We start from the raw sequence: 23,301 nt of genomic DNA, 5'->3' as shown, positions 1-23,301 counted from the left end.
CCGTCGGTGTAAATGTCTTAGAAAGATAAACGGGCAATAATTGGCAAATGGTCTGAAGGATAACGTAAATCTTTGCTGTCCGACAACACGCCAAACTTTTGAACTTTAAATCCTTTGTTCACAAAGATGTAGTCAATTTTATCCTTCAGGGGACTGTCAAATTTAAAAGCGTTAAAAGTACCCACCGGACCATAAGCAGGCTCTACAGAAGCTTCCTTGGCGTCAATAAGGAAAGATTTGATGGTAGCAATAGCCTCTGTTTCAGGAGTCACATTTAAATCCCCTGTAAATACAACCGGCAGTTTCGGAGCAATTTCCTGTATTTTTCTTTTCAGGAGTTTAGCAGATTCAATTCTGGCTTGTACCCCAACGTGATCATAATGGGTATTGAACACCAAAAACTCCTTTTTATTCTTTTTATCAAATAGCCTGACCCAGGAGCATACCCTGTTCAATGCGGCATCCCAGCCCTTAGAAGGTTTTTCTGGTGTTTCCGACAACCAGAATGTTCCTCCATCCCTACGCGTAAACCTGGACTTATCGAAATAGATGGCAGAAAATTCGCCTGCACGTTTCCCATCATCACGACCAACGCCTTCCATTGCATAATTGGTGTTTGCCAGCATTTCATCTACCTGCAAAGGCAATGCTTCCTGAACACATAGAATATCTGCATCATGAAATCTAACCAATGCCTTCACATTGTCTTTGCGTTTAGGCCAGGCATTTTCACCATCAGAAGCTACATTTAAACGGATGTTATAGGAAATGATATTGATTGCATTTTCCCTTTGTGCATTGGCCATTGATACCATCAACAGCAATACCAGACTTAGTTGGATTACTTTTCTCATAAGAGCGGCAAATTACCTAATGCAGGTTAAATTAAGCCCTCATCATTGAAACTAAGATATGAATTGTTTGTAATAATTAAGTGATCAAGCACAATCAGATCCAGCAATTTACCGGCAGCAGTCAACTTTCTGGTCAGAATCAGGTCTTCCTGACTTGGTTTTAAATTTCCAGAAGGATGGTTGTGTGCCAGAATAAGATAAGTCGCATCATGATCCATCGCTACCTTGAAAATGATCTTTGGATCAGCAACCGTACCAGACAGACCTCCTTTACTGATCTGATGTTTACTGATCACATGATTAGCCCTGTTCAGTAGCAATATCCAAAATTCTTCATGAGGAAGATCAGTCAACACGGGATAAAACTGCGCATAACTATCCTTTGCATCTTTAATCTGAACTACTTTCGGCGTTACCCCTTCTTCCTTTCTTCTCCGCCCGAGTTCCAGTCCGGCAACAATAGAAATTGCTTTGGCCACCCCGATCCCCCGAAAACGGGAAAGCTCTTTAACTGTTGCCCTCCCCAGCTTATCCAGGTCATTATCATAAGCGGCAAGAATGCGCTTACTCAAATCAACAGAGGTTTCCTCCAGATTACCTGAACCGATCAATACGGCAATCAGCTCCGCATCGGTGAGGTGCCTCCTTCCGTACTGCATGAGTTTCTCACGGGGCCTGTCTTCCTCAGCCCATTGCTTGATGCCTATTTTCGGTTTGTAATTTGCCATAAATAAAAAACGGGATATGCAATTAAGCATATCCCGTCTATAATATTGTAAAGCTATATTTAATTTAAGCCATTAACAAATTTAGTTAACTTCGATTTGTTGTTAGCTGCTTTGTTCTTGTGAATAACATTTTTCTTAGCCAAACGATCTAACATAGAAATTACTTTCGGTAATAACTCTTGTCCAGTTTTCTTGTCTTCAGCAGCACGTAACCTTTTGATAAAAGTACGGGTTGTTTTAGCTTGATATCTGTTACGTAAACGTTTAGTTGCGTTTGCTCTAATTCTTTTTAATGAAGATTTATGATTTGCCATTTTTCAATATTATAATATTCCTTTTAAAGCTTTCAAGACTATTGGGTACAATCCCAACCGCTACCAGCCTTTTGTTTTTCCATTTTTTTCGGACTGCAAATATAGAATTAATGTTTTTAATATGCAAAATGAAGTCGTAAATATTTTTAATAAATCTTAAATATTGATTTATAACAGGTTAGAAAGTCTGGAATACCACACCCATCCCCTGCTCAATGGCTGCAATGTACGCAATAATTCAGATCAATAAAACCAATACAGACACAACACAGCTTGATTCAGAGCTACTGACCTGGGATTAAATGATACAAAAAGCAATAAAAATCTTCGGATCAATGCTTAAAATGCTATTTTTGACAAAAATCACCGGCCCATAAAAACCGGAGAAGCCAGCTTGAGTTCATAAATCAACCAGCACAGATGAAAAAACGTATCGCCATATTTGCTTCAGGTTCAGGCTCCAATGCCCAAAAACTGATGGAACATTTTAAACGTAGTCCTGAAGTAGAGATCGCCCTGGTGCTCACCAACAATCCGGATGCTTATGTTTTACAACGTGCAGACAACTTTGAAATCCCTTCACATATTTTCGACAGGAACGAGTTTTACCATACTGATCACATCATCGACCTGCTCAAAAATCTGGAAGTAGACCTGATCGTACTGGCAGGATTTCTATGGCTCATCCCTAAAAAATTAATTCACGAATACCCTGGACGTATCATCAACATCCATCCTGCGATCCTTCCAAAATTCGGAGGCAAAGGAATGTATGGGGATCATGTACACCTGGCAGTGATGGAAGCAAAAGAAACTGAAGGAGGCATCACCATCCACTACGTGAATGAAAATTATGACGAAGGAGAGTACATTTATCAGGCAAAATACCGCATTGATAAAGATGATAACCTGGAACTCATTAAATTCAAAGGTCAGCAACTGGAACACCAGCACTACCCCCGTATTGTTGAGACCATCATCAAAAAGATAAAAAAGTAACTTTTACCGGAGTTCTGGTCAATATTTCCGGAATAAACCTGTTTTAACGAGAAAGCGGAGATGTTATCTATAGATGACATCTCCGCTTTAATTCTACAGATTACAAATTAATGCTACCAATTAAGGTATAACGATATAACCAGAACCCGGAAGAAGTTGTAAATCATAACGTATATAAATGTCCGGTTCTCCGTAAAGCCAATGACGCTCATAATACGCAACATCTGAAGCAATCATAACAGATGATTCATCTCCTGAAGGAATATCATATCTGCCGTTCTGATTCATGCCATCAGGAAAATAAGCAACGGTCCGGTTAGGTCCTAACCCAAGCAATACGGTGATAGCGCTGTTAGGTACGATCGGTTGTGTCATTTGTTGATCTGCATAAAAAGAAACCAAAAAAGTTCCTCGGAGTTTCGAATTTCCTTCGCGCCAATACCCTTCTTCAACTTCATAATCATCCTGCATCTCAAGATGTGCATAAACCTGTGAACGACTTGCAAAACTGCAGAAGACGATACTCAATAATAGCAAAATTCTTTTCATACTAATGGGGGTTAATTTTTACCAAAAGAAACGGAAATCTGTTAACACAGCATTATCACCAAATCAATTTACACCCTTCCCATTACAGGATCACTAAAGCTTTCTGCACCCGTTTCCACCCTTCCGGCAAAACGCTGCTCAAACTCAGGGACTTCTTCAACAACAACACTGCTATCATACCAGCCATGACTCTTGCTCCCCTGAACAACTATCTGCAGGATCTGACCCGACTTAACCTCTTTTTTAACCTCCACATTGTCATATCCATTGTCTTTGACCACCACAGTATAAGCTTTAGATGGATTTTGATTGCTGATCTTCAGCAACAGGTTTCCGGTAAGTTTCGAACCCACTTTTTCATATTCAGCTTCCACACTAACCGAAGCCCCCTTAACCAATCCTTTAAATGACCTGAAAAATCCATTTGGACCATTTACCAGAAGCTGATATTTCGACCCTTCAAAAGCCTCAACAGGCCATTTGTAAGTGATCAGATCACCGGCAACCACTCCAAATGACCAATTCCTATAACTCTCCGAACCTGCTTCAGACGAAGGATCATGAAAATTTCCCGGGCTGATCACCGTAAAAGGCGCACCTGAAGACTTCTTACCAAACACCGTATTACCTGCAGCAAAGCTGATTTCAAATGATTTCTGATCCGCAGTTAATTTACCATTAACATATAATTCGTAAGGCAATGCACAGGAAGGACGGATTCCTTTTTCCTGTTGAGACATCACATCCTGATCCTTTGGATTTTTAATAAACCCGGATATATCAGTCTCACTTAGCTTTTTAAAGCCATTTGGCGCTTCCTTAAACTTTGCATTATAAATATCTTCCACAAAATTATTCCGTTGCAGAAAGTTTATTTTATCTGTTTTTCCTCCATTATACGGGCTAAATACTGAAGTTAAATCTCCGCATATCGCTCTCCTCCATTTGCTGATGTTCTCTATACGAAGGTTCTTATTGAGCTTTTTATTGAAAAATGTCTCCAGGAACTGCAAGGTTGAGGTATGGTCAAACACTTCAGAACACACCTTCCCTCCCCGGCTCCATGGAGAAGCAATGAGCATTGGTACCCTGAACCCAAGACCGATCGGTGCTTCACGTGCCGCTTTTTCAGGAACACCCTGTTTCAATTCATTGGCCAACCGTACATACTCAATTTCGGTATCAATCCCTTTGGAAACAAGACCTGTTCCGGGAATATTGGCATCCGGAATAGAAAATGGAGGCACATGGTCAAAATAGCCGTCATTTTCATCATAGGTAGTAATGAAGATGGTTTTCTTCCATACTTCCGGATTTTTGGTCAGGATATCCAGGATTTCTGAAACATACCATGCCCCGTACCATGGTGCACTTGGATGGTCAGAAAAATTCTGAGGTCCGGCCAACCAGGAAACCGCAGGCAACTTTCCTGTATTCACATCTTTTCTAAACTGATACAGAACATCTCCTTTAGGAACCGTAACCTCTCTTTTTGTATCCTTATCAGTATAATTCAGCGTAGTGATACTCCTGTAATCCGGATCACCAGAATTGATGACAAAAGCATTCTTAAATAAACGCTTTTGATGGTCCGGTAACTTATCGTATTCTGCCTGGCTCCATTGTTTCAATTCAGCAGCAGCATTATCCAAAGCAGCCATTTTTTTCTCCAGGTCTGTCTTTATTTTTTTTGCTGCCGCATCACTTGAAGGACTTTCCTCCTGCAACTTATTAATCTCACCAGGTAGCGTTTCTACCAATTTTTGCAGGTTCCTCACATAACGCGGTGAGAATTTAACATTGTACGCTGCAAAAAACTCCAGTAAGTTACAACCAAAATTAGACAGCCAGGCCCTCTCCTCCCCCTTATAACCACCCCCACAGCTTAGGTCATTCTGATAGAACTTCCAGCTGATGTCATTTTCCTCCAGTAATTCAGGAAAGGCCTTCCAGGGAAGCTTGCCATAGCTAAAATCATCATTTCTAATGTTTACTTTCTGTAGGCCATCCAGTTGATAAGATGCTTTTCCCGTCCAGAAAAACGACCTGTTAGGCGTAGTACTGGTCATCGCCGAACAGAAATTCTGATCACATACCGTGAAAGCATCAGCCATTGCATAATTGAAAGGCAAATCTTCACGGGTATAATGGCCCAGCGTTAAGGGCATATCGCTATATTTTTTATTACCCGATCTTTTTGCAGTTAACCACTGATCATATTTGCCCTGGTTATAAGCATCCACCTGACTGGCCCTTGAATGTGGTAAATCCCCCATCCAGGTTACTTTAGAATCTTTGATATTTAAACGAAAAGGCGCATACGTTTCGCCAACCGCATTGGTTTGCATCCATACTGGCTTTTGGTCAGGAAGCGTGATTGCGCGGGGATCATTAAATCCCCGCACCCCTTGCAATGTACCAAAGCAATGGTCAAAGGACCGATTTTCCTGCATCAGGATCACGATATGTTCCGCATCAAGAAAACTGCTTCCCAATTTTGGATCAATAGCCAGCGCCCTTTGTATCGAGGCTGGCAACATCGTCGAAAGCCCGGCTGCACCAGACAATAAAAGCGATTTTCTGATAAATTCTCTTCTTGATTCCATGAATAGTAGTAAATGTGATTAGTCTTTTGCTTATTTTTAATAATCCGGCTAATGTCCCAATCCAAGATTACAGATCAGTTCCTTCTATATAAAATTACTGTTATTTTTTGATCAGATACGATTCAGTCCAACGGAATAAAAACCTCCCCATACCGTCAGGAAAACGTTTAACTTAATCAATGTTTAACACCCCCTTAATGCTGAAGCCTTGATATTTGCAGCACATCCCAAATTTAGAAATGATCAATTGCTCCTTGTTGTTTGAACGCCGCGAAAGCTGCGAAAAACAATTAGGAAAAAAGTATGTATGCCGCCACTCAGACAAACCAAGTAAACAAAATTAAGAATCCAAAAAATCGCATTATGATAAAAATCTCTACTCATCGTGTGCCGTTTCAAAAGCCCTTAAAACACCTTGCCTTCGCATTGGTGTTGGGCATAATGCAACTGCCACAAGCCCTTTCAGCCGCAGCTCCAGCGAATGTACTCCTTCCGTTCCTGCAGGAAACCGTCACGATAAAAGGTACGGTAAAAGATGCCGGAGATGGACAACCTCTACCTGGTGTTACCATTTCAAATGACCAGAAGAAAGTCTTAGGGGCAACTGATGGAAATGGTTCCTTCACAATAAAAGTAACCAAGGGAACTCAGATCTCTTTTAATATGGTAGGTTATCAACCTGTCAGGCGTATGATTACCGAAGCAACCAATACCATGATGGTCAACATGACCAGCTCAAGTTCTGAACTTAATGAGGTTATTGTTACAGCCCTGGGGATCAAACGTGAGGCAAAATCTTTGGGTTATTCAACAACCACCGTAGACAGCACCCAGTTAACCAATGCAATTTCAAGTAACTGGACTGACGCCTTATCAGGAAAAGTTGCAGGTTTAAATCTGGTACGTAGTGGTGGTCCGGCAGGATCCAATAAAATTATCTTACGGGGTGAGAATAACCTTACCGGCGACAACGAAGCATTAATCGTAATTGATGGTGTAGTGGCCTCCAGTAGTTCAAAACGTACAGCTGCCACTGGCGGTGGTGTTTATGGAACATCCGGTGATATTATGCCTGCAGACTTTGGCAGCGGATTAAATGATTTAAATCCTGACGATATAGAAAGCGTAACCGTGCTTAAAGGCCCTGGTGCATCAGCTTTATATGGTCAGAGAGGTGCCAATGGAGCGATCATCATTACCACCAAATCAGCAAGTATGAATAAAAAGGTAATGGGAATCACCTTTACCTCGAACAGCGCCTGGGAAGACGTGAATCGTGGACCAGACCGGCAACAGGAATTCGGTTCTGGCACTTACGGCGCCTCCTATTTCTCCTTCGGCGCCACTGCAGACGGGCCGAGTACCAATGCCACCAGCGCCTCCTATGGACCAGCATTTGACCCTGACCGCAAGTTCTTTCAATATGATCCTGTAACCAGAACCAGGGGCCTGGAAAGAACACCCTGGGTTGCTTTTAAAGATCCTATTGATGCGTTTTTTGTGACTGGTTTTGAATCCACGAACACAGTAAGCCTGGATGGGACCTATAAAAAAGTAGGCCTTCGCTTATCTGCCAGTCATGGTAATAACGAATGGATTGTGCCAAATACAGGGCTGGAAAGAACAAGCGTTGCCTTAAATGCAAACACCAATATTACAAAGAAGTTAAGCCTGAATCTGAAAGTACAATACAGCAACAGACATAGCGACAACTTACCAGCCACAGGTTATGGCAACCAATCATTGATGTACTGGTTTATGTTTGCTCAACCCAATGTAAACGTAGATTGGTATAGAAATTATTGGGCACCAGGCAAGGAATACCAGGAACTGGTGAACCTTACTACCTCTTTTCCGGAAAGCCCATATGCGATTTCAGAACAATACATCAATGCCCAGAGGCGAAATGGATGGCTAGGCAATATCCAGGGGAATTACAAATTCACTAATGAGTTAAGCTTAATGGCACGGGCCTCCATTGACTTAAACAATGATACCCGTGAAACCCGACGTCCATGGGATGCCTCCGGAAATAAATTTGCCAAAGGTTCTTACCGTGTTTCCGACATCCGTTCTTATGAAATCAATGCCGATTTTATGCTGAAGTATGATAAGAAGTTTAACGATGACCTGCGTTTGACAGCAACCCTGGGAGGTAGTCAGATGCGCAATGTGTATGATAAATTAGAAACCCGCGCAGACGGTTTAGTCATTCCAAACGATTACCGCCTGGACAACAACAGAGACCCTTTGGTTTATGTTGTGGATCCCGCCAAGTATAGAATTAACAGTTTTTATGGGGCAATGTCATTCGGTTACAAAAAATATTTGTTTTTAGACATTACCAGTCGCCAGGACTGGAATAGTACCCTCGCTACCGTAACACGAACAGATAATGTTGGTTTTTTCTATCCTTCGGCCAGCTTAGCTTTTGTGGCATCCGATTATTGGAAACTTCCTGTTGCTGTCAGCTTTGCCAAATTACGGGCTTCTGTTGCTCAGGTAGGAAGTGGCAGTACCATTCCATACAGAACATCGTATAATTACTTGTCTGCCTCAGACGGAATCTATCCGGACAGTGCTTTAAATAACCCCAGGATACTGCCTAACCCAGATCTGAAACCTTTGATCACAACTACGATTGAATTAGGATTAGATTTAAAGCTATTTAACAACCGTTTGAATTTTGACTTAGCAGTCTATTCTGGCAACACAAAGAACCAGATCTTAAATAGAATCGTAGATAAATCTACTGGTTACAACGTACAGGTCGTTAACATCGGTCGGGTAGATAATAAAGGTATTGAGGTGGCAATTAACGCTACACCAATAAAATCCAAAAATTTTACCTGGACAGCTTTCGGAACTTTCTCAGCCAATAGAAATAAAATTAAAGAACTCGCAGATAGTGCTCTGGTTCTTCGTACAGGAGCACTCGGCAGTGGACAGGTAGTTGCAAACGTAGGTGGCACCATGGGTGATGTATATGGCAGGGGGTATCTCCGCTCGCCTGACGGGCAAATCGTGTACAATTCAACTACCGGTGTAGCTCTCGAAAATCCCGGATTGCTCTACCTTGGAAATACCATACCGAAGTTCCGGTTTAGTTTAGGTACAGGCTTTACCTACAAACAAATTAATCTGAACGTTTTATTCGATGCCCAGCTTGGTGCAGTAGGACATTCACTTACGTTCTCAAGAATGGCCTCACTGGGTAAACACACGGTTACGCTACCTGGAAGATATAATGGTGTAATTGGCGAGGGTGTGGTACAAAACCCCGACGGCAGCTATCGCAAAAATGATGTCATCGCCAAAGATATTGCAGCGTACTACGAATCGATATATGGCAGTGGTCAGGCAGAAGGAAGCATTTTCAGAACAGACTACCTTAAGTTCAGGGAAGCAAACCTGGGTTATACGTTTAATAAAAGATTCGTGCAAAGCATCGGATTCAATAAAATATCATTAAGTGTTTATGGCCGTAACCTGTTTATCTGGTCGCCATGGCCGGCCTTTGACCCTGAGTTTGGTACACTTGCAGGTTCAGATATTGTGCAGGGATTCGAAACAGGTCAGCTGCCATCTACCAGAAACTATGGTGTACGTTTAGTTGTGGGCCTTTAATTCTATTAATCATGAAAAAGAATAAAAATACTATTGTATCTGTACTCCTGGCAGTTTTGTGTGCATCAACATTCTCCTGCACAAAGGATTTTACAGAAGTGAATACAAATCCTATTGGTAAAAAAAGCAGTGAGGCCCATCAGTTGTTAGCACCTGCATTGGTTAACATTTTAAGCACCAATATGTCCCGTAACTGGAGTTTCAACAATCAGCTGATGCAGGTAACCGTGGAAATCAACGACTCCGAAGGCAGGGTATTCCGATATGATGTAAGAAACAACTGGGCGGATTTTACCTGGAACAACTGGTATCTGGGCTTAACTGACCTTAAAGACATCTATACCATTGCCAGCCAACCGGAAAAACTGAATAAATCTTATCAGGCCATATCCCTGATCACCCAGACCTGGGTGTATTCCCTGTTGACAGATACCTACGGTGATATTCCATATACGGAATCAAACATGGGTAAGGAGGGCAATATGCAGCCTGTTTTTGATCAGCAAAAGAACATTTATGCTGATATGTTCAAAAAGCTGGAAGAAGCGAATAAATTGTTAAAAGAAGGAACAGCAATTGTGGCTACCAGCGACCCGGTTTATCAGGGGGATCTTCTCAAATGGAGAAGGTTTTGCAATTCACTTTATTTAAGATTATTACTCCGCGTATCCGCAAAAGCAGAAGTGGCCAATACCGTGATCGCTAAAATCAAGGAAATTGTAGACGTCAATCCTGCAGAGTATCCGGTGATAGAAGACAATACACAGACCGCAAGAATTCTATGGAATGGAAGCAATAGCAGTACTGCAGTATATACTTCTCCATTTATGGCAGGTATTCGCGCAGCCGATTTCAGGGGGATGCCTATTTGCGATTTCTTTTTAGGCAAGCTGGCCACCTGGGATGACCCCAGGGTTGACCCTGCTCTGGGTACAGCCGGTGTTCCGCGTTTTGGGATTGACAAGGGAGCTGATGGTTACGTAGGCGTACCTAGTGGTTATGCACCCGGTTCCGGTATTCTCATACAGGCACATTTTAACTCCGATGGGGAGAATAGATTAACCTTGCAAACGGATCGGAATACGGGTATTATCCTGAACAGTGCTGAGGTAAGTTTTATGCTGGCCGAAGCGGCAGCAAGAGGCTGGATCAGTGGTTTTGCTCAAAATTACTATTATAAAGGGATGGCTGATGCCATCAACTATTGGATGCCAACCTATATCTCAAGCCCGGCGGATCCAAAATTTGTAAATTATATAACCGAAGCAAATTTAAAATGGAATCCGGCTTTGCCATTGGACGAAAATACTTCAGATAGTAAAAGCCAGTTGGGAATGATACATCTACAAAAATACTATGCCATGTTCCTTGTTGATTTTCAACAATGGTTTGAGCATAGACGCACAGGACACCCCATTCTGCCAAGAGGACCGGGACTCGAAGGAAGGAAAATGCCAGTGAGGTTAAATTATCCTTTGATTACGCAATCGACAAATCCAAACAGCTATAAGAATGCGGTAGCCATTCAGGGACCAGATGACATCAATACATTGATATGGTGGCAAAAACCCTAATTCTTAAAAACTATTCAGAAAAACAGTCATGAAAAAGATTTTAAAAAAACATATACTGATTATCGGGGCATGTATAGTCCTGATGACCGCCTGTAAACGGGATAGCGATTATGTGAACAGCAGCCCTGGTCCTTATATTTCTAATTTTGATTTACGGAAGCTATACAAAGGCACTGATCTGGTATTAGCCAAAAATGTTACCGGACAAGCTACCTATGTAGCCGGACAGGTTACTTCTGATCATTCCGGAGGCAATTTACCTGCTGGTTTATTGTTTATCCAGAATTTAAGAATGGTGGGCAATGGCGTTGATTCCTTAAGAGGCATCGCCATTAACATAGGTGCTGCGGCAGCCAATTATGCTCCGGGAGATTCTGTACATATTAAGATAGAAGGCAGTACTTTGAAACGGGTTGATGGCCTTTTACAAATCACTGGCATTACTGCATCCAATGTAGAACGGGTAGCTAGCGGTATTAGACCATTGATTACTCCGATTTCGACCATCACTACGCTTGCCAAACCAGATAATTTCGAATCTTGTTTAGTCCTGGCAAACGACTGCAATTTTGAACCCAACATTGGTGTGGAAACCATCGAAGGGGTAAAGACCTTTAACGATGGCCCCGGAAATATGCAGATAAATGTAAACGGAACAGCCCGTTTTAAATCAGAATTCCTGCCCTATTCGGCTAAAATATCCGGAATTGTGATTCCCTCTGCAAGTAATGGTGTACCACAGGTATGGCCCCGTTTAAAAGAAGATTTTATCCCGACCAGTATCGTGGTCGATCCATCGATACCATTGGGTCCTAATCCGGCAATCATTAGCGGCTATTTTGCTAATCCATCCGGCACAGATGCCAACTACGAATATATTCAGTTTATGGCTACCCAGGATCTGGATTTCAGACAAAAGCCTTTTACCGTTTATGCAACAAACAATGCAGGAGCCAGTACACCTACCGGTTTCCCGGTTGCAGGATGGAATACCGGAGGCTTACGTACCTATAAATTTAACATTACCCGGGGTACGGTGGCAAAAGGTAAATTCTTTTATGTAGGCGGCTATAAACAAATAGCAGGTGTAACCTCAACAGACATCAGTGCTGCAAACTGGGTAGTAAGTAAGCTTTACAGTGATAATAACGGCGACGATGGGATTGGAGACAAAACGGCTAATCTGCTGGCTAACAGCGGGAATTCTGCTGGCATTGCCATCTTTGCCACAAAAGTTGTCGAATTAACCACAGCCCCTTCTGATGTCGTGTTTTTCGGAGGCTCAGTAGGAAGTGTTTATGGTTCTGGCGTAGGATACAGTATTTGTAATAACGATTATTACACAACATCAAATGCCGGTACCGCTCAACCATTTTACGGCCAGGGTAAAAATACGTTCAAGTTTGTAATACCCGTGGATACTGAATTTACTTACCTGGGTGGAGAATACGATGTGGCAACAAAAAAATGGACAAAATCAAGAGTTCACAAGACTGTTGCTGTACCTAAAGCTGCAACCTTGCCGGTAATCGAACAAATGCCGGCTGTAACGAAAATTACCAATTGATCATAAAAACCATCACCGCTCATTTTTAATTAAACAAACAGAAGTTGAACAGAAAATCATTTATACAGTCCATGGGCCTCATCACCGGGGCTGCATTCATTAACCTGCAAACCAATGCATTCTCTAAATTAAAAAGAGATCAAACGATAACAGGAACCGTGACCAATGGTAAAAGAGGCATCCCGAACGTGGTCATCTCTGATGGTTACAGCGTTGTAATTACCGACGCAAAAGGAAACTATACCCTCATACCCGATGGCAGGGCGACTACGCTGTTTATGAGCACTCCGGCAGGATATGAGTTTAAAACAGATTATAACGTGACCAGACAATATGAAACGCTGGGTAGCCGTAACCAATATGATTTTAAATTGAAAGCCTTAAAAAGAAACGACAACAAACATCAATTCATCATCTGGGCAGATCCTCAGGTGAAAACTAAAAAAGATGTAAAAGAAATGATGGATACTGTCGTTCCGGATGTGCAACAACTTGTAAAATCAATGGGACAGGACGCCTTGATCCATGGCATCTGTGTAGGTGATATTGTCTGGGACAATCATGCATTATTCTCTGATTACAACCAGGCGGTGGCCGAAATGGGCATTCCTTTTTTCCAGGCATTGGGCAACCATGATATGGATTACAGAATCGGCGGTGATGAAACCTCAGATAAAACCTTTAAAGAAGTTTATGGGCCTACCTATTATTCTTTTAACCGTGGCAAAGCGCATTATGTAGTTTTGGATGATGTACGTTACCTGGGAGTAGAGCGGGAGTACGATGGCTACCTCAGCGAAAATCAATTATCCTGGCTATCCAAAGACCTTCAGCATATAGCTAAAGACCAGTTATTGATCATTAACCTGCACATCCCGGTACACAATTCGGTTAAAAACAATACAGAGTTGTATACCTTGCTGGAGGGCTATAAGAATGTCCATATCATGTCGGGCCATACCCATTATAACCTCAATAAAATCACCAATGGGATTTATGAACACAATCATGGAACAGTATGTGGTGCATGGTGGACAGGGCCAATTTGTGGAGACGGCACTCCCCGTGGATATGGGGTTTATGAAGTAAATGGAACGGAGCTGAAATGGTATTACAAATCAACAGGATTTGACAAAAATAAACAGGTTAATGTATATGTGGATACCCTGACCAATCAAAAAAGAGCAATAGCCAATGTGTGGAACTGGGATCCGGAATGGAGCGTAGAATACTTCTTAGATGATAAAGCCATGGGAGCACCCGAACAACAAAAGGGATATGATCCGCTCGCTGTACAGCTTTATAAAGGTGACCACATGCCTGTGAAGAGATCTTTTGTCGAGCCACAAAAAATGGATCATTTGTTTATCGCACATTTTAGTCCGGAGGTAAAAACCGTTAAGGTGGTAGCGACAGACCGATTCGGTGAAAAATACACTGCCGTTGTGAGTACATAGGACAAAAGTATATATCACTCAGGACATTCTATAACAATAGCAATGGATACCACTACGAAATTGACAGCTGGGTTTAGGCTTTGAACCCAGCTCAGCTGATACAGTTATACCATAAATTCTTGCTTTTACCAGGCATCTGCATTGCGCATTAAGACCATGCAAATGCCTGGTTTAATATACTGCAAATAAGCATTTGACATTCAAAGAAAAATGGGTACTTTTGCGGCTCAAAATTTTTCTCTAATGAGTCAATCGATAAAGATCAAAAACGCTTTAATTTCAGTTTATTACAAGGATGGTTTAGAACCTTTAGTTCGCCTGTTAGCTAAACAGGGTGTCCAGTTATTTTCCACTGGTGGTACCGAACAATTTATAAAAGACTTAAACTTACCGGTTACAGCGGTCGAAGACCTTACAGGTTATCCTTCAATTTTAGGTGGGAGGGTAAAAACATTACACCCTAAAGTTTTTGGTGGGATCTTAAACAGAAGAGGTTTAACTTCAGATCAGCAACAGATCAGTGAATATGAGATTCCTGAAATTGACCTGGTTATCGTGGATCTGTATCCATTCGAAGAAACCCTGAAAGCAGGCGGTACAGAAGAAGAGATCATCGAAAAGATTGACATCGGCGGTATCTCACTGATCAGAGCAGCTGCAAAGAACTTCAACGACGTGGTAATCCTTGCTTCAAAAGACGACTACTCAAACTTACAACAACAATTAGAAGAACAAAACGGAGAAACCACTTTAGCACAGCGTAAAGCCTATGCTAAAAAAGCTTTCCATACTTCTTCACACTACGATACAGCCATCTTCAACTATTTCAATACTGAAGAACCTCTTAACGTTTTCAAACAGAGCTTAAACACTGCACAAACCTTAAGATATGGCGAAAACCCACACCAACAAGGTGTATTTTATGGCGATTTAAATGCCATGTTCACCAAATTAAACGGTAAAGAGCTTTCTTATAACAACCTGGTAGACGTAGATGCTGCTGTAGCTTTAATCGATGAATTCGAAGAGCCTACATTTGCCATCTTAAAACATACCAATGCCTGTGGTGTAGCTTCAAGAACAACGATCAAAGAAGCCTGGGACATTGCCCTTGCCTGTGATCCTGTTTCTGCATTTGGTGGCGTATTGATCGCCAACCGTGAGATCGACCTGGCTACGGCTACAGAAATCAACAAACTGTTTTTCGAAGTATTAATTGCCCCTTCTTATCAACCGGAAGCTGTAGAATTGTTCCGCGCTAAAAAGAACAGGGTAATTTTGCAGAGAAATGATGTGGAACTGAGCAAAAAACAATTCAAGACTTTATTAAACGGTGTAATTGAACAAGATAAAGACCTGATCATCGAAAATACTGACCAGATGGTGGCCGTTACGGAGAAAACACCTACTGCCGAAGAATTGAAAGATCTTTTCTTTGCCAATAAAATCGTGAAACATACTAAATCTAATACTATTGTATTTGTAAAGAACAATCAGTTGCTGGCAAGTGGTGTTGGTCAGACGTCAAGAGTGGACGCTTTGAAACAAGCCATCGTTAAAGCACATGCATTCAACTTTGCACTGGAAGGTTCAGTAATGGCATCTGATGCATTCTTCCCTTTCCCTGACTGTGTGGAAATCGCTGCTGAAGCGGGTATCACTGCAGTTTTACAACCAGGTGGTTCTATTAAAGATGCGGACTCTATCCATATGGCAAATGAGAAAGGCATCGCAATGGTTACCACGGGTATTAGACATTTTAAGCACTAATTTATTTAACTGCGAATACAATAAAAAGACGTAGTTTTACATTACTATAGTATACAGAATTTTTAATACTTAAATTATCACCTATAAATGGGTTTATTTAATTGGTTTACACAAGAGGTAGCTATCGACTTAGGTACGGCTAACACTCTGATTATACATAATGACAAAGTAGTGGTAGATGAACCTTCCATCGTTGCTTTCGACAGACAAACAAACAAAATTATCGCTATTGGCCGACAAGCCATGCAAATGGAAGGTAAGACGCACGATAACATCCGTACGGTAAGACCATTGAAAGATGGAGTAATCGCAGATTTCAATGCCGCAGAAGCGATGATCAAAGGTATGATCCGCATGCTGAACGGTGGAAAAGGATGGATGTTCCCTTCTTTGAGAATGGTAATCTGTATCCCTTCAGGAATTACTGAAGTAGAGAAACGTGCAGTAAGAGATTCAGCTGAAATCGCAGGAGCCAAAGAAGTATACCTGATTCATGAGCCAATGGCAGCAGCTGTGGGTATCGGAATCGACGTAGAAGAGCCGATGGGTAACATGATCATCGATATAGGTGGTGGTACTACTGAGATCGCTGTAATCGCGCTATCAGGAATCGTATGTGACCAGTCTATCCGCGTAGCCGGAGATAACTTCGATTCAGACATCGTAAACTACATCCGTCGTCAGCACAACATCATGATCGGTGACCGTACTGCAGAGAAAATCAAGATCGAAGTTGGAGCAGCATTGCCTGAGCTGACTGATCCACCTGCAGACTTCGCCGTACAGGGAAGAGACTTAATGACTGGTGTTCCTAAACAAATCACCGTTTCCTATACAGAAATTGCACACTGCTTAGATAAATCCATTTCAAAAATCGAAGAGGCTATCCTTAAAGCATTAGAGATAACCCCACCGGAACTTTCTGCCGATATTTACCAGACTGGTATCTATCTGACAGGTGGTGGTGCATTACTTCGTGGTTTGGATAAACGTGTTGCTGCAAAAACAAAACTTCCAGTACATGTTGCCGAAGATCCGCTTCGTGCAGTAGTTCGCGGAACCGGAATCGCTTTAAAGAACATTGGCGGTTATAAATTCTTAATGCAATAAGCGTCCTGAGTTTGGGTTTTAAATGTTAAGTTCCGACCTTCGGCCATAAGTACAACTTAGACTTAACATTTAAAACTTAAATCAGAAATCAAATCGTAAAGTATGCGTAACCTTTGGATTTTCATAAACAGATATAACGCATTCTTCTTTTTTATCATTTTCTTTACGATCGGACTGATCCTGACCGTAAATAACAACTCCTACCAGCGAAGTGTAGCTGTTAATTCTACCAATGCGGTAGTCGGAAAAGCCTACAACAACCTTAACGTACTCAAAAAGTACCTTAACCTGGGCGATGTAAATGATAGTCTTGCCTCAGAAAATGCGAAGCTCAAGACAGAACTGCTGACACTAAAAAATATAGACAGTGCTAAAGATGTGGTGGTGAAAGACACCCTCAGTAAATCACAATATACTTACCTTTCTGCAAGAGTAATCAAAAACTCTATTACCTTAAGAAATAACGTCATTACCATTAACCGCGGAAAAGCCGATGGCCTTGCCAGCGGAATGGCCGTCATTTCTCCCGGAAAAGGAGTCGTAGGTTATATCCGTGATGTTTCAGATCACCTGGCCACCATCTCCTCTTTATTGCATAAAGATACCAAGGTGAGTGTTACACTGAAGAAAAACAATGCCCTGGGGACCTTAGTATGGGGAACAAAAAATTCTGATTACAGAAAAGCTTACCTGAAAGATGTCCCTAACCATTTTAAAATCGCGTTAAAGGATACCGTGGTGACTTCCGGATTTTCATCCTTCCCTCCGGGCATTCCTGTAGGAAGGGTCAGCAATACCGGCATTGCAACAGGAGATAATTTCCTGACCATAGAAATCGAACTTTTCAATGATTTTAGTACCTTACAGTACGTTTACGTCATTAAAGACAAATTAGCAGAGGAACAAAAAAGCTTAGAATCAAAATTGCCAAATGAACAGTAAAATAATATTGGTAAACATCTTCAGATGGTTCTTACTACTTTTTATTCAGATATTACTCCTTAGAAACCTGAGCTTTTACGGCCTGGCCACTCCTTTTGTCTATATCATTTTCCTACTCTTACTCCCTTTTAAAATTCCCAATCTGCTATTATACCTGATTGCATTTTTTACAGGTTTAACATTGGACGCATTTTATGATACGATGGGCGTACATGCAGCAGCCTGTGTGACGCTGGCATTCGTAAGGATTTCATTTATTACAGTAACCGTAAACAAGGATAATTTTGATGAGCCGGAACCTACATTAGGAAATATGGGCTTCAAATGGTTTAGCATTTATGCCATATTTTGTACCCTTGCCCATCATGTGGTACTTTTCTTTCTGGAAACCTTCAGGCTAACCGAATTCTCTTATACCTTGCTAAGGTGCCTGTTCAGCAGTCTCTTTACCTTGTTTTTAATCATCCTGATAGAATTTATATTCTATAACAGAAAGGCACGCTAATGGATAACCTGTTTAACCGAAAATATATTATTCAGGGCTTATTTATCGCCATCGCTTTAATCTTATTAGGCACGCTGTTCTACATCCAGGTAGCCAGCGATAAATATTTCCTTTCCGCAGAGAGTAATGTGCTCCGCAAACTTTATACCTTCCCGGCAAGAGGCGTGATCCTCGACAGGAATGAAAAAGTATTGGTTCAGAATGAACCGGTGTATGACCTGATGGTGATCCCCAACCAGGTTAAAGATTTTGATACCCTCGCCCTTTGCAATATCGTAGGGATCGACATGAAGCGTTTCAAGAAAAGCTTCAATAAGGCCATGAGCCAATCAAGATATCAGCCAAGCATCTTCGAAAAACAACTTTCCATACAGATTTACGCCGCCCTGTCCGAGCAACTCTCCCGATTCCCGGGGTTCTTCGTACAGAGCCGAACAGTAAGGTATTATCCTGATAGTGCAGCAGGCCATTTCTTCGGGTTTGTGAAAGAGGTATCTCAAAAAGATATTGATGAAAGCGAAGGCTATTACCGTCCGGGTGATTATATTGGTAAAGGTGGTGTTGAAAAGCAGTACAACGATGTGCTCAGAGGAGAAAAAGGGATCATAAACATGTTGTATGATGCCCATAATGTACCTAAAGGAAGCTATGCGGAAGGACGGTTTGATACGCTTGCCCGATCAGGTGAGAAAGTTGTCTCTTCACTGGATTTCCGGATTCAGAAGCTTGGAGAGCAGCTGATGAAAAACAAGGTAGGTAGTATCGTTGCCATTGAACCTGCTACGGGCGAGATCCTCGCATTCGTAAGTAGCCCAGGCTATGACCCCAACCTTATGGTAGGACGGCAACAGGGAAATAATTACATGGATTTAATCAATCAGGAGAAGAATCCGAACAGGGTATTCACGGTACGCCCGATCCAGGGATATTATTCTCCAGGCTCTGCGTTTAAACCGCTTGATGCCTTACTGGGTTTACAGGAAGGCGTCATCGATCCCAATACCACGTTCAACTGCCCAGGTTATTTTATGGCCGGTAATCACAGGGTGAAATGTGAACACGTAGACGGCCCCATCGCGTTACGTAAAGGACTGGCAAGATCCTGCAACACCTATGCCCTTTATGTATTTCAGAAACTGATCACCCAGAAAAAATTCGCCAACCAAAGAATAGCTTATGATGCATGGCAGCAAAAAGTAAAGAAATTCGGACTTGGAGAGAAATTGGGTGTCGATTTACCTGCTGAACGGACAGGAAGGTTATACAATTCAGATTTTTACAATAAAAGATATGGCAACAGAGCCTGGGGATATACTACAGTAATCTCACTGGGTATCGGACAGGGTGAGATGGATGCCACCCCACTACAGATGGCAAATATCATGGCCATTATTGCCAACCGCGGATATTACATCAAACCCCACCTCATCAAAGCCATTGGTGAGAACAGGACGATCAAAAAGGAATACGCACGGAAAAACTACGTTGATGTGGATGCCAGACATTTCGAGCCGGTAATCGACGGGATGCAGGATGCCGTAAGTGCGCCCTGGGGTACGGCCAGACAATCCATGATCGATAACATCATCATGTGCGGTAAAACAGGTACGGTACAAAACCCACGTGGAAAAAACCACTCTGTATTTATAGGCTTTGCGCCAAGGGATAATCCAAAAATTGCCATTGCGGTAATTGTCGAAAACGCAGGTTATGGTAGTTCATATGCTGCACCAATTGCCAGCTACATCACAGAAAAATACCTGAAAGACAGCATTGCAGTAAATAAAAGAGCAAGTGTGGAATGGATGAAAAAACAGGTAATTTTACCAGTGCCTCCAAAACCAAAGGTAAAACTGAAGCCCTTACTCACAGATTCTGCTAAAAAGGATTCTATAAAAAATGCAGTTAAAGCTCCGAAAACATTAGCTACTCCTTCTGTTAAACCGGTTCAGACCACCAAACCAATTGAAATCGTTAAACCAATTCAAACGACAAAATGAGCACTCAACAGGGAAATCGCTTTTTCTTTAACGTAGACTGGATCACGATCCTGCTTTATGTCGCTTTGTGTACGATTGGTGTAGTGAACATCTATGCTTCGATCTTTAACGGTTCAACAGCCAGTGAATTCAATTTTTCCACCAGCTATGGAAAACAACTGATATATGTCATTACCGGACTGATCCTTGGATTCTCCATTCTCTTACTGGATGCGAAATTCTTCAGTATCTTCTCTCCCATTGTCTATGGGATAACGATGTTGCTGCTGGTCCTGGTACTCGTTGTGGGAAGAAAAGTAGGCGGAAACCAGGCCTGGATTCCTCTGGGAAGCTTTAGGCTGCAACCCTCAGAACTTGCAAAATTTGGTACAGCGCTACTGCTGGCCCGTTATATCAGTACGTTCAGCCCTAAGTTAAGGGATATAAAATCTATATTTTTTGCGGCCGTAATTATTGTAATTCCACTGTTTCTGATTATGCTGCAACCGGATATGGGTTCCGGACTGGTATTTTTATCATTCATGTTCCCGCTGTACAGAGAAGGCTTATCAGGCTATTTCCTGTTGATCTTTCTGGGAATGATCGTACTCTTCATTGCCGACTTCCTCGTTCCGATAGAAATCTTACTGCCCATAGTTCTGGCCATTGGAGGCCTCTTTATCTACCAGAACAGACGAAAGCAAAAGATCATGTTTTCGAGTATCATTGTTACTGTGGTTGCCGTACTTTATCTCTTCACGGTAAAACTGGCTTATAACAAGCTTTTAGAGCCACACCAGAAGACAAGGATCGAAATCATGTTAGGGCTCAAAACCGACCCTAAAGGTGCGGGATATAACGTCATACAATCTAAAATAGCCATTGGTTCCGGACAGCTTACCGGACGCGGGTTCCTGGAAGGAACGCAAACAAAATATGGCTATGTACCGGAACAAAGCACCGACTTTATCTTCTCCACCATTGGTGAAGAATGGGGATTTGCAGGCTGCTTCACCGTAATTGCGTTATACATCTTTATGCTGCTCCGGGTCATCAACCTTGCAGAACGGCAGCGCTCTACTTTCTCCAGGGTTTATGGCTATTGTGTAGCCAGTATTATCTTTTTCCACGTGTTTATCAACATAGGAATGACGATAGGCATTATCCCGGTTATCGGGATTCCTTTACCTTTCATCAGCTATGGAGGTTCCTCGCTTTGGAGTTTTACCGTATTGCTGTTTATCTTCCTTAAATTGGATTCTAACAGAATGGGCTTTATTTAGCCTGAAAACGTTGGTTTAACAACTCATAAAACTTATCAACCGTTGCCTGTCTGGATGCCCAGTTGTTCTTTGCTGCATAATTGTTCTGTAAAAACGAATCTGCAGTTTTAAAATCAGGCATTTTGTTGAGCAGATCAATCACTTCAGCATAGGCAAGGTTATAACCGTTAAAAAGATCCTTGATATATAACATCTTATCGTTCATATTGATGCCCTGCTTCAGGTCAGTAATGGCATTTCTGCTGTTGTCTGTATTGATATTTGTTCCGTTTTGACGGGCAAGAATTTCGTTTAAGGTTGGCCTTGCAGATTCTTCAGTCTTTTGAACAGGCTGTACCGGCTCTTCTACTTTATGAACTGGTTCTTCTGCCTTATAAACGACCTCTTCTACCTTTTGAACAGGCTCCTCTCTTTTATAGCTTTCCACAGCTGAATAAGCAGCTGCTACCGGAACTTCCGGAGCCGGAATTTCAACCTGGACTTCTTTTCTTTCAAAATCATCCAGAACCAGTTGAGTACTTGCCAGAGGAACCACATCTTCTTCTCTCTCCACTAAAAAGGGCTCCGGTCCTAATTCATCTGCAGTTTCTATTTCTGTTTTTGCTCTGGCTTCCTGTTCTTTTATCCTTTGCTTTTGGGCAATCACTTCTTCTTCTTCCTTACTTAAAGGCCTGTCAAAGATTTCATCTACAGATTTCTCCTCAAACTCAAACTGATCTGTAGCCCCCACATCTTTCAAAATGAATTCAAATGTGGAAGGTTCTTTATCAAGTTTAAACAATTCTCTCTCCATAGGTGATTCCGCTACTTTTTTAACCTGAGGTTCTTCAGCGGCTTCCTGAGGTTCTACTGCTGCTGCAGAATGTCCTGCTGTTTCTTCCTTAAGCTCAACAGCTGCAGTTGTTTCAGCAACTACCTCGTTTTCGCTCAACTCTTCTGTGATCTCCTCTTTGATTTCCTCGACCTGATTGAACCACTCTTCCTGATGATTTGATGATGGTGTAGTTACCGCCTCAGCGTTCGCAGCTACCACAACAGGTACCGATATTGCCTGAGGCTCTTCTGCTGACCAGGTATTCGTTACCTTTTCCTCCACATTTTCCTGAGCTGCAGAAGTGTGTTCCGGAATCTCCTTCACTACTTTTGCACTGTTTAATTTTCTTACAATCTGAACATGGTCTGATAAAAAGCTGGCATTAGCCATAAAAAGCTCCAATTCCAACTCATTGAGTTGTTTTGGATTTTGCGCCAAATACTGGTACTGATCTTGAAGCTCATCTAAGATCAAGCCTATCTTTTTAAAAATATCTTCCTGGTTCATCATAATTTAATAACGGAAAAATGAATGTTTTATGTTGGTAACTTGCTACTCAAAAATACTAAAAATAAGGATCGTCCTGCAAATAAAAACCAATCCGTTACGTTTATCAAACCATG

At 41.8% G+C, this 23,301-nt stretch carries 17 protein-coding genes; 11 read left to right on the top strand and 6 right to left on the bottom strand.

All coding sequences use genetic code 11. The features are described 5' to 3' along the window. Positions 1–17: 17 nt before the first annotated feature. From BUC20_RS18285 to rpsT, 3 genes are read right to left on the bottom strand one after another with little or no spacing between them, the layout of a single operon-like run. Positions 18–854, bottom strand: a complete 837-nt coding sequence (locus tag BUC20_RS18285) for an endonuclease/exonuclease/phosphatase family protein (RefSeq protein WP_073232479.1) — start codon at positions 852–854, stop codon at positions 18–20. A gap of 26 nt (positions 855–880) precedes the next feature. Beyond that, positions 881–1,582, bottom strand: coding sequence for a RadC family protein (gene radC, locus BUC20_RS18280; RefSeq protein WP_073232478.1), 702 nt, complete (start codon positions 1,580–1,582; stop codon positions 881–883). Between the two features lie 59 nt (positions 1,583–1,641). Continuing rightward, positions 1,642–1,896, bottom strand: coding sequence for a 30S ribosomal protein S20 (gene rpsT, locus BUC20_RS18275; protein ID WP_073232477.1), 255 nt, complete (start codon positions 1,894–1,896; stop codon positions 1,642–1,644). A gap of 420 nt (positions 1,897–2,316) precedes the next feature. On the opposite strand from rpsT, the gene purN reads away from it, so the two are divergent. Further along, positions 2,317–2,895 carry a phosphoribosylglycinamide formyltransferase gene (purN, locus tag BUC20_RS18270; RefSeq protein ID WP_073232476.1) on the top strand — a complete coding sequence of 193 codons (579 nt, stop codon included), beginning with the start codon at positions 2,317–2,319 and terminating at the stop codon, positions 2,893–2,895. A gap of 120 nt (positions 2,896–3,015) precedes the next feature. On the opposite strand, the gene BUC20_RS18265 is transcribed toward purN, so the two are convergent. Beyond that, positions 3,016–3,444 carry a hypothetical protein gene (locus BUC20_RS18265; protein WP_143166840.1) on the bottom strand — a complete coding sequence of 143 codons (429 nt, stop codon included), beginning with the start codon at positions 3,442–3,444 and terminating at the stop codon, positions 3,016–3,018. Positions 3,445–3,512: 68 nt separating this feature from the next. Continuing rightward, the gene (locus tag BUC20_RS18260; protein WP_073232474.1) at positions 3,513–6,050 is read right to left on the bottom strand and encodes a phosphocholine-specific phospholipase C; all 2,538 of its coding nucleotides are present in this window, start codon (positions 6,048–6,050) and stop codon (positions 3,513–3,515) included. A 363-nt stretch (positions 6,051–6,413) separates the two neighbouring features. Between BUC20_RS18260 and BUC20_RS18255 the strand changes: the two genes are divergently transcribed. The 10 genes from BUC20_RS18255 (at position 6,414) to rodA (ending at position 21,864) form a co-directional block, all read left to right on the top strand. Then, a complete protein-coding gene (locus BUC20_RS18255; protein ID WP_073232737.1) occupies positions 6,414–9,677 on the top strand; it encodes a SusC/RagA family TonB-linked outer membrane protein in 3,264 nt (1,087 codons plus the stop codon). A gap of 11 nt (positions 9,678–9,688) precedes the next feature. Next, positions 9,689–11,251, top strand: coding sequence for a SusD/RagB family nutrient-binding outer membrane lipoprotein (locus tag BUC20_RS18250; RefSeq protein WP_073232473.1), 1,563 nt, complete (start codon positions 9,689–9,691; stop codon positions 11,249–11,251). A 28-nt stretch (positions 11,252–11,279) separates the two neighbouring features. After that, positions 11,280–12,818 carry a DUF5689 domain-containing protein gene (locus BUC20_RS18245; protein ID WP_073232472.1) on the top strand — a complete coding sequence of 513 codons (1,539 nt, stop codon included), beginning with the start codon at positions 11,280–11,282 and terminating at the stop codon, positions 12,816–12,818. A 44-nt stretch (positions 12,819–12,862) separates the two neighbouring features. Beyond that, entirely contained in the window at positions 12,863–14,275 is a 1,413-nt protein-coding gene (locus tag BUC20_RS18240; RefSeq protein WP_073232471.1) for a calcineurin-like phosphoesterase C-terminal domain-containing protein, read from the top strand. 243 nt (positions 14,276–14,518) lie between these two features. After that, a complete protein-coding gene (gene purH / locus BUC20_RS18235; protein WP_073232736.1) occupies positions 14,519–16,045 on the top strand; it encodes a bifunctional phosphoribosylaminoimidazolecarboxamide formyltransferase/IMP cyclohydrolase in 1,527 nt (508 codons plus the stop codon). 87 nt (positions 16,046–16,132) lie between these two features. After that, the gene (locus BUC20_RS18230) at positions 16,133–17,155 is read left to right on the top strand and encodes a rod shape-determining protein (RefSeq protein ID WP_008246482.1); all 1,023 of its coding nucleotides are present in this window, start codon (positions 16,133–16,135) and stop codon (positions 17,153–17,155) included. 102 nt (positions 17,156–17,257) lie between these two features. Then, positions 17,258–18,097, top strand: coding sequence for a rod shape-determining protein MreC (mreC, locus tag BUC20_RS18225; protein ID WP_073232470.1), 840 nt, complete (start codon positions 17,258–17,260; stop codon positions 18,095–18,097). Beyond that, on the top strand, positions 18,087–18,602 hold the full coding sequence (gene mreD / locus BUC20_RS18220) for a rod shape-determining protein MreD (protein ID WP_073232469.1): 516 nt from the start codon (positions 18,087–18,089) through the stop codon (positions 18,600–18,602). Before mreC ends, mreD begins: the two co-directional genes overlap by 11 nt. Next, entirely contained in the window at positions 18,602–20,602 is a 2,001-nt protein-coding gene (gene mrdA / locus BUC20_RS18215; protein WP_073232468.1) for a penicillin-binding protein 2, read from the top strand. Before mreD ends, mrdA begins: the two co-directional genes overlap by 1 nt. Then, entirely contained in the window at positions 20,599–21,864 is a 1,266-nt protein-coding gene (gene rodA / locus BUC20_RS18210; RefSeq protein WP_073232467.1) for a rod shape-determining protein RodA, read from the top strand. Before mrdA ends, rodA begins: the two co-directional genes overlap by 4 nt. Here rodA and BUC20_RS18205 read toward each other — a convergent pair. After that, entirely contained in the window at positions 21,857–23,188 is a 1,332-nt protein-coding gene (locus tag BUC20_RS18205; protein WP_143166839.1) for a hypothetical protein, read from the bottom strand. The two genes, rodA and BUC20_RS18205, sit on opposite strands and share 8 nt — an antisense overlap. Positions 23,189–23,301: the final 113 nt, after the last annotated feature.

The organism is Pedobacter caeni (genome assembly GCF_900129215.1).
GTDB classification, from domain to species: domain Bacteria; phylum Bacteroidota; class Bacteroidia; order Sphingobacteriales; family Sphingobacteriaceae; genus Pedobacter; species Pedobacter caeni.
This window is presented reverse-complemented; position numbering and strand designations above follow the sequence as displayed.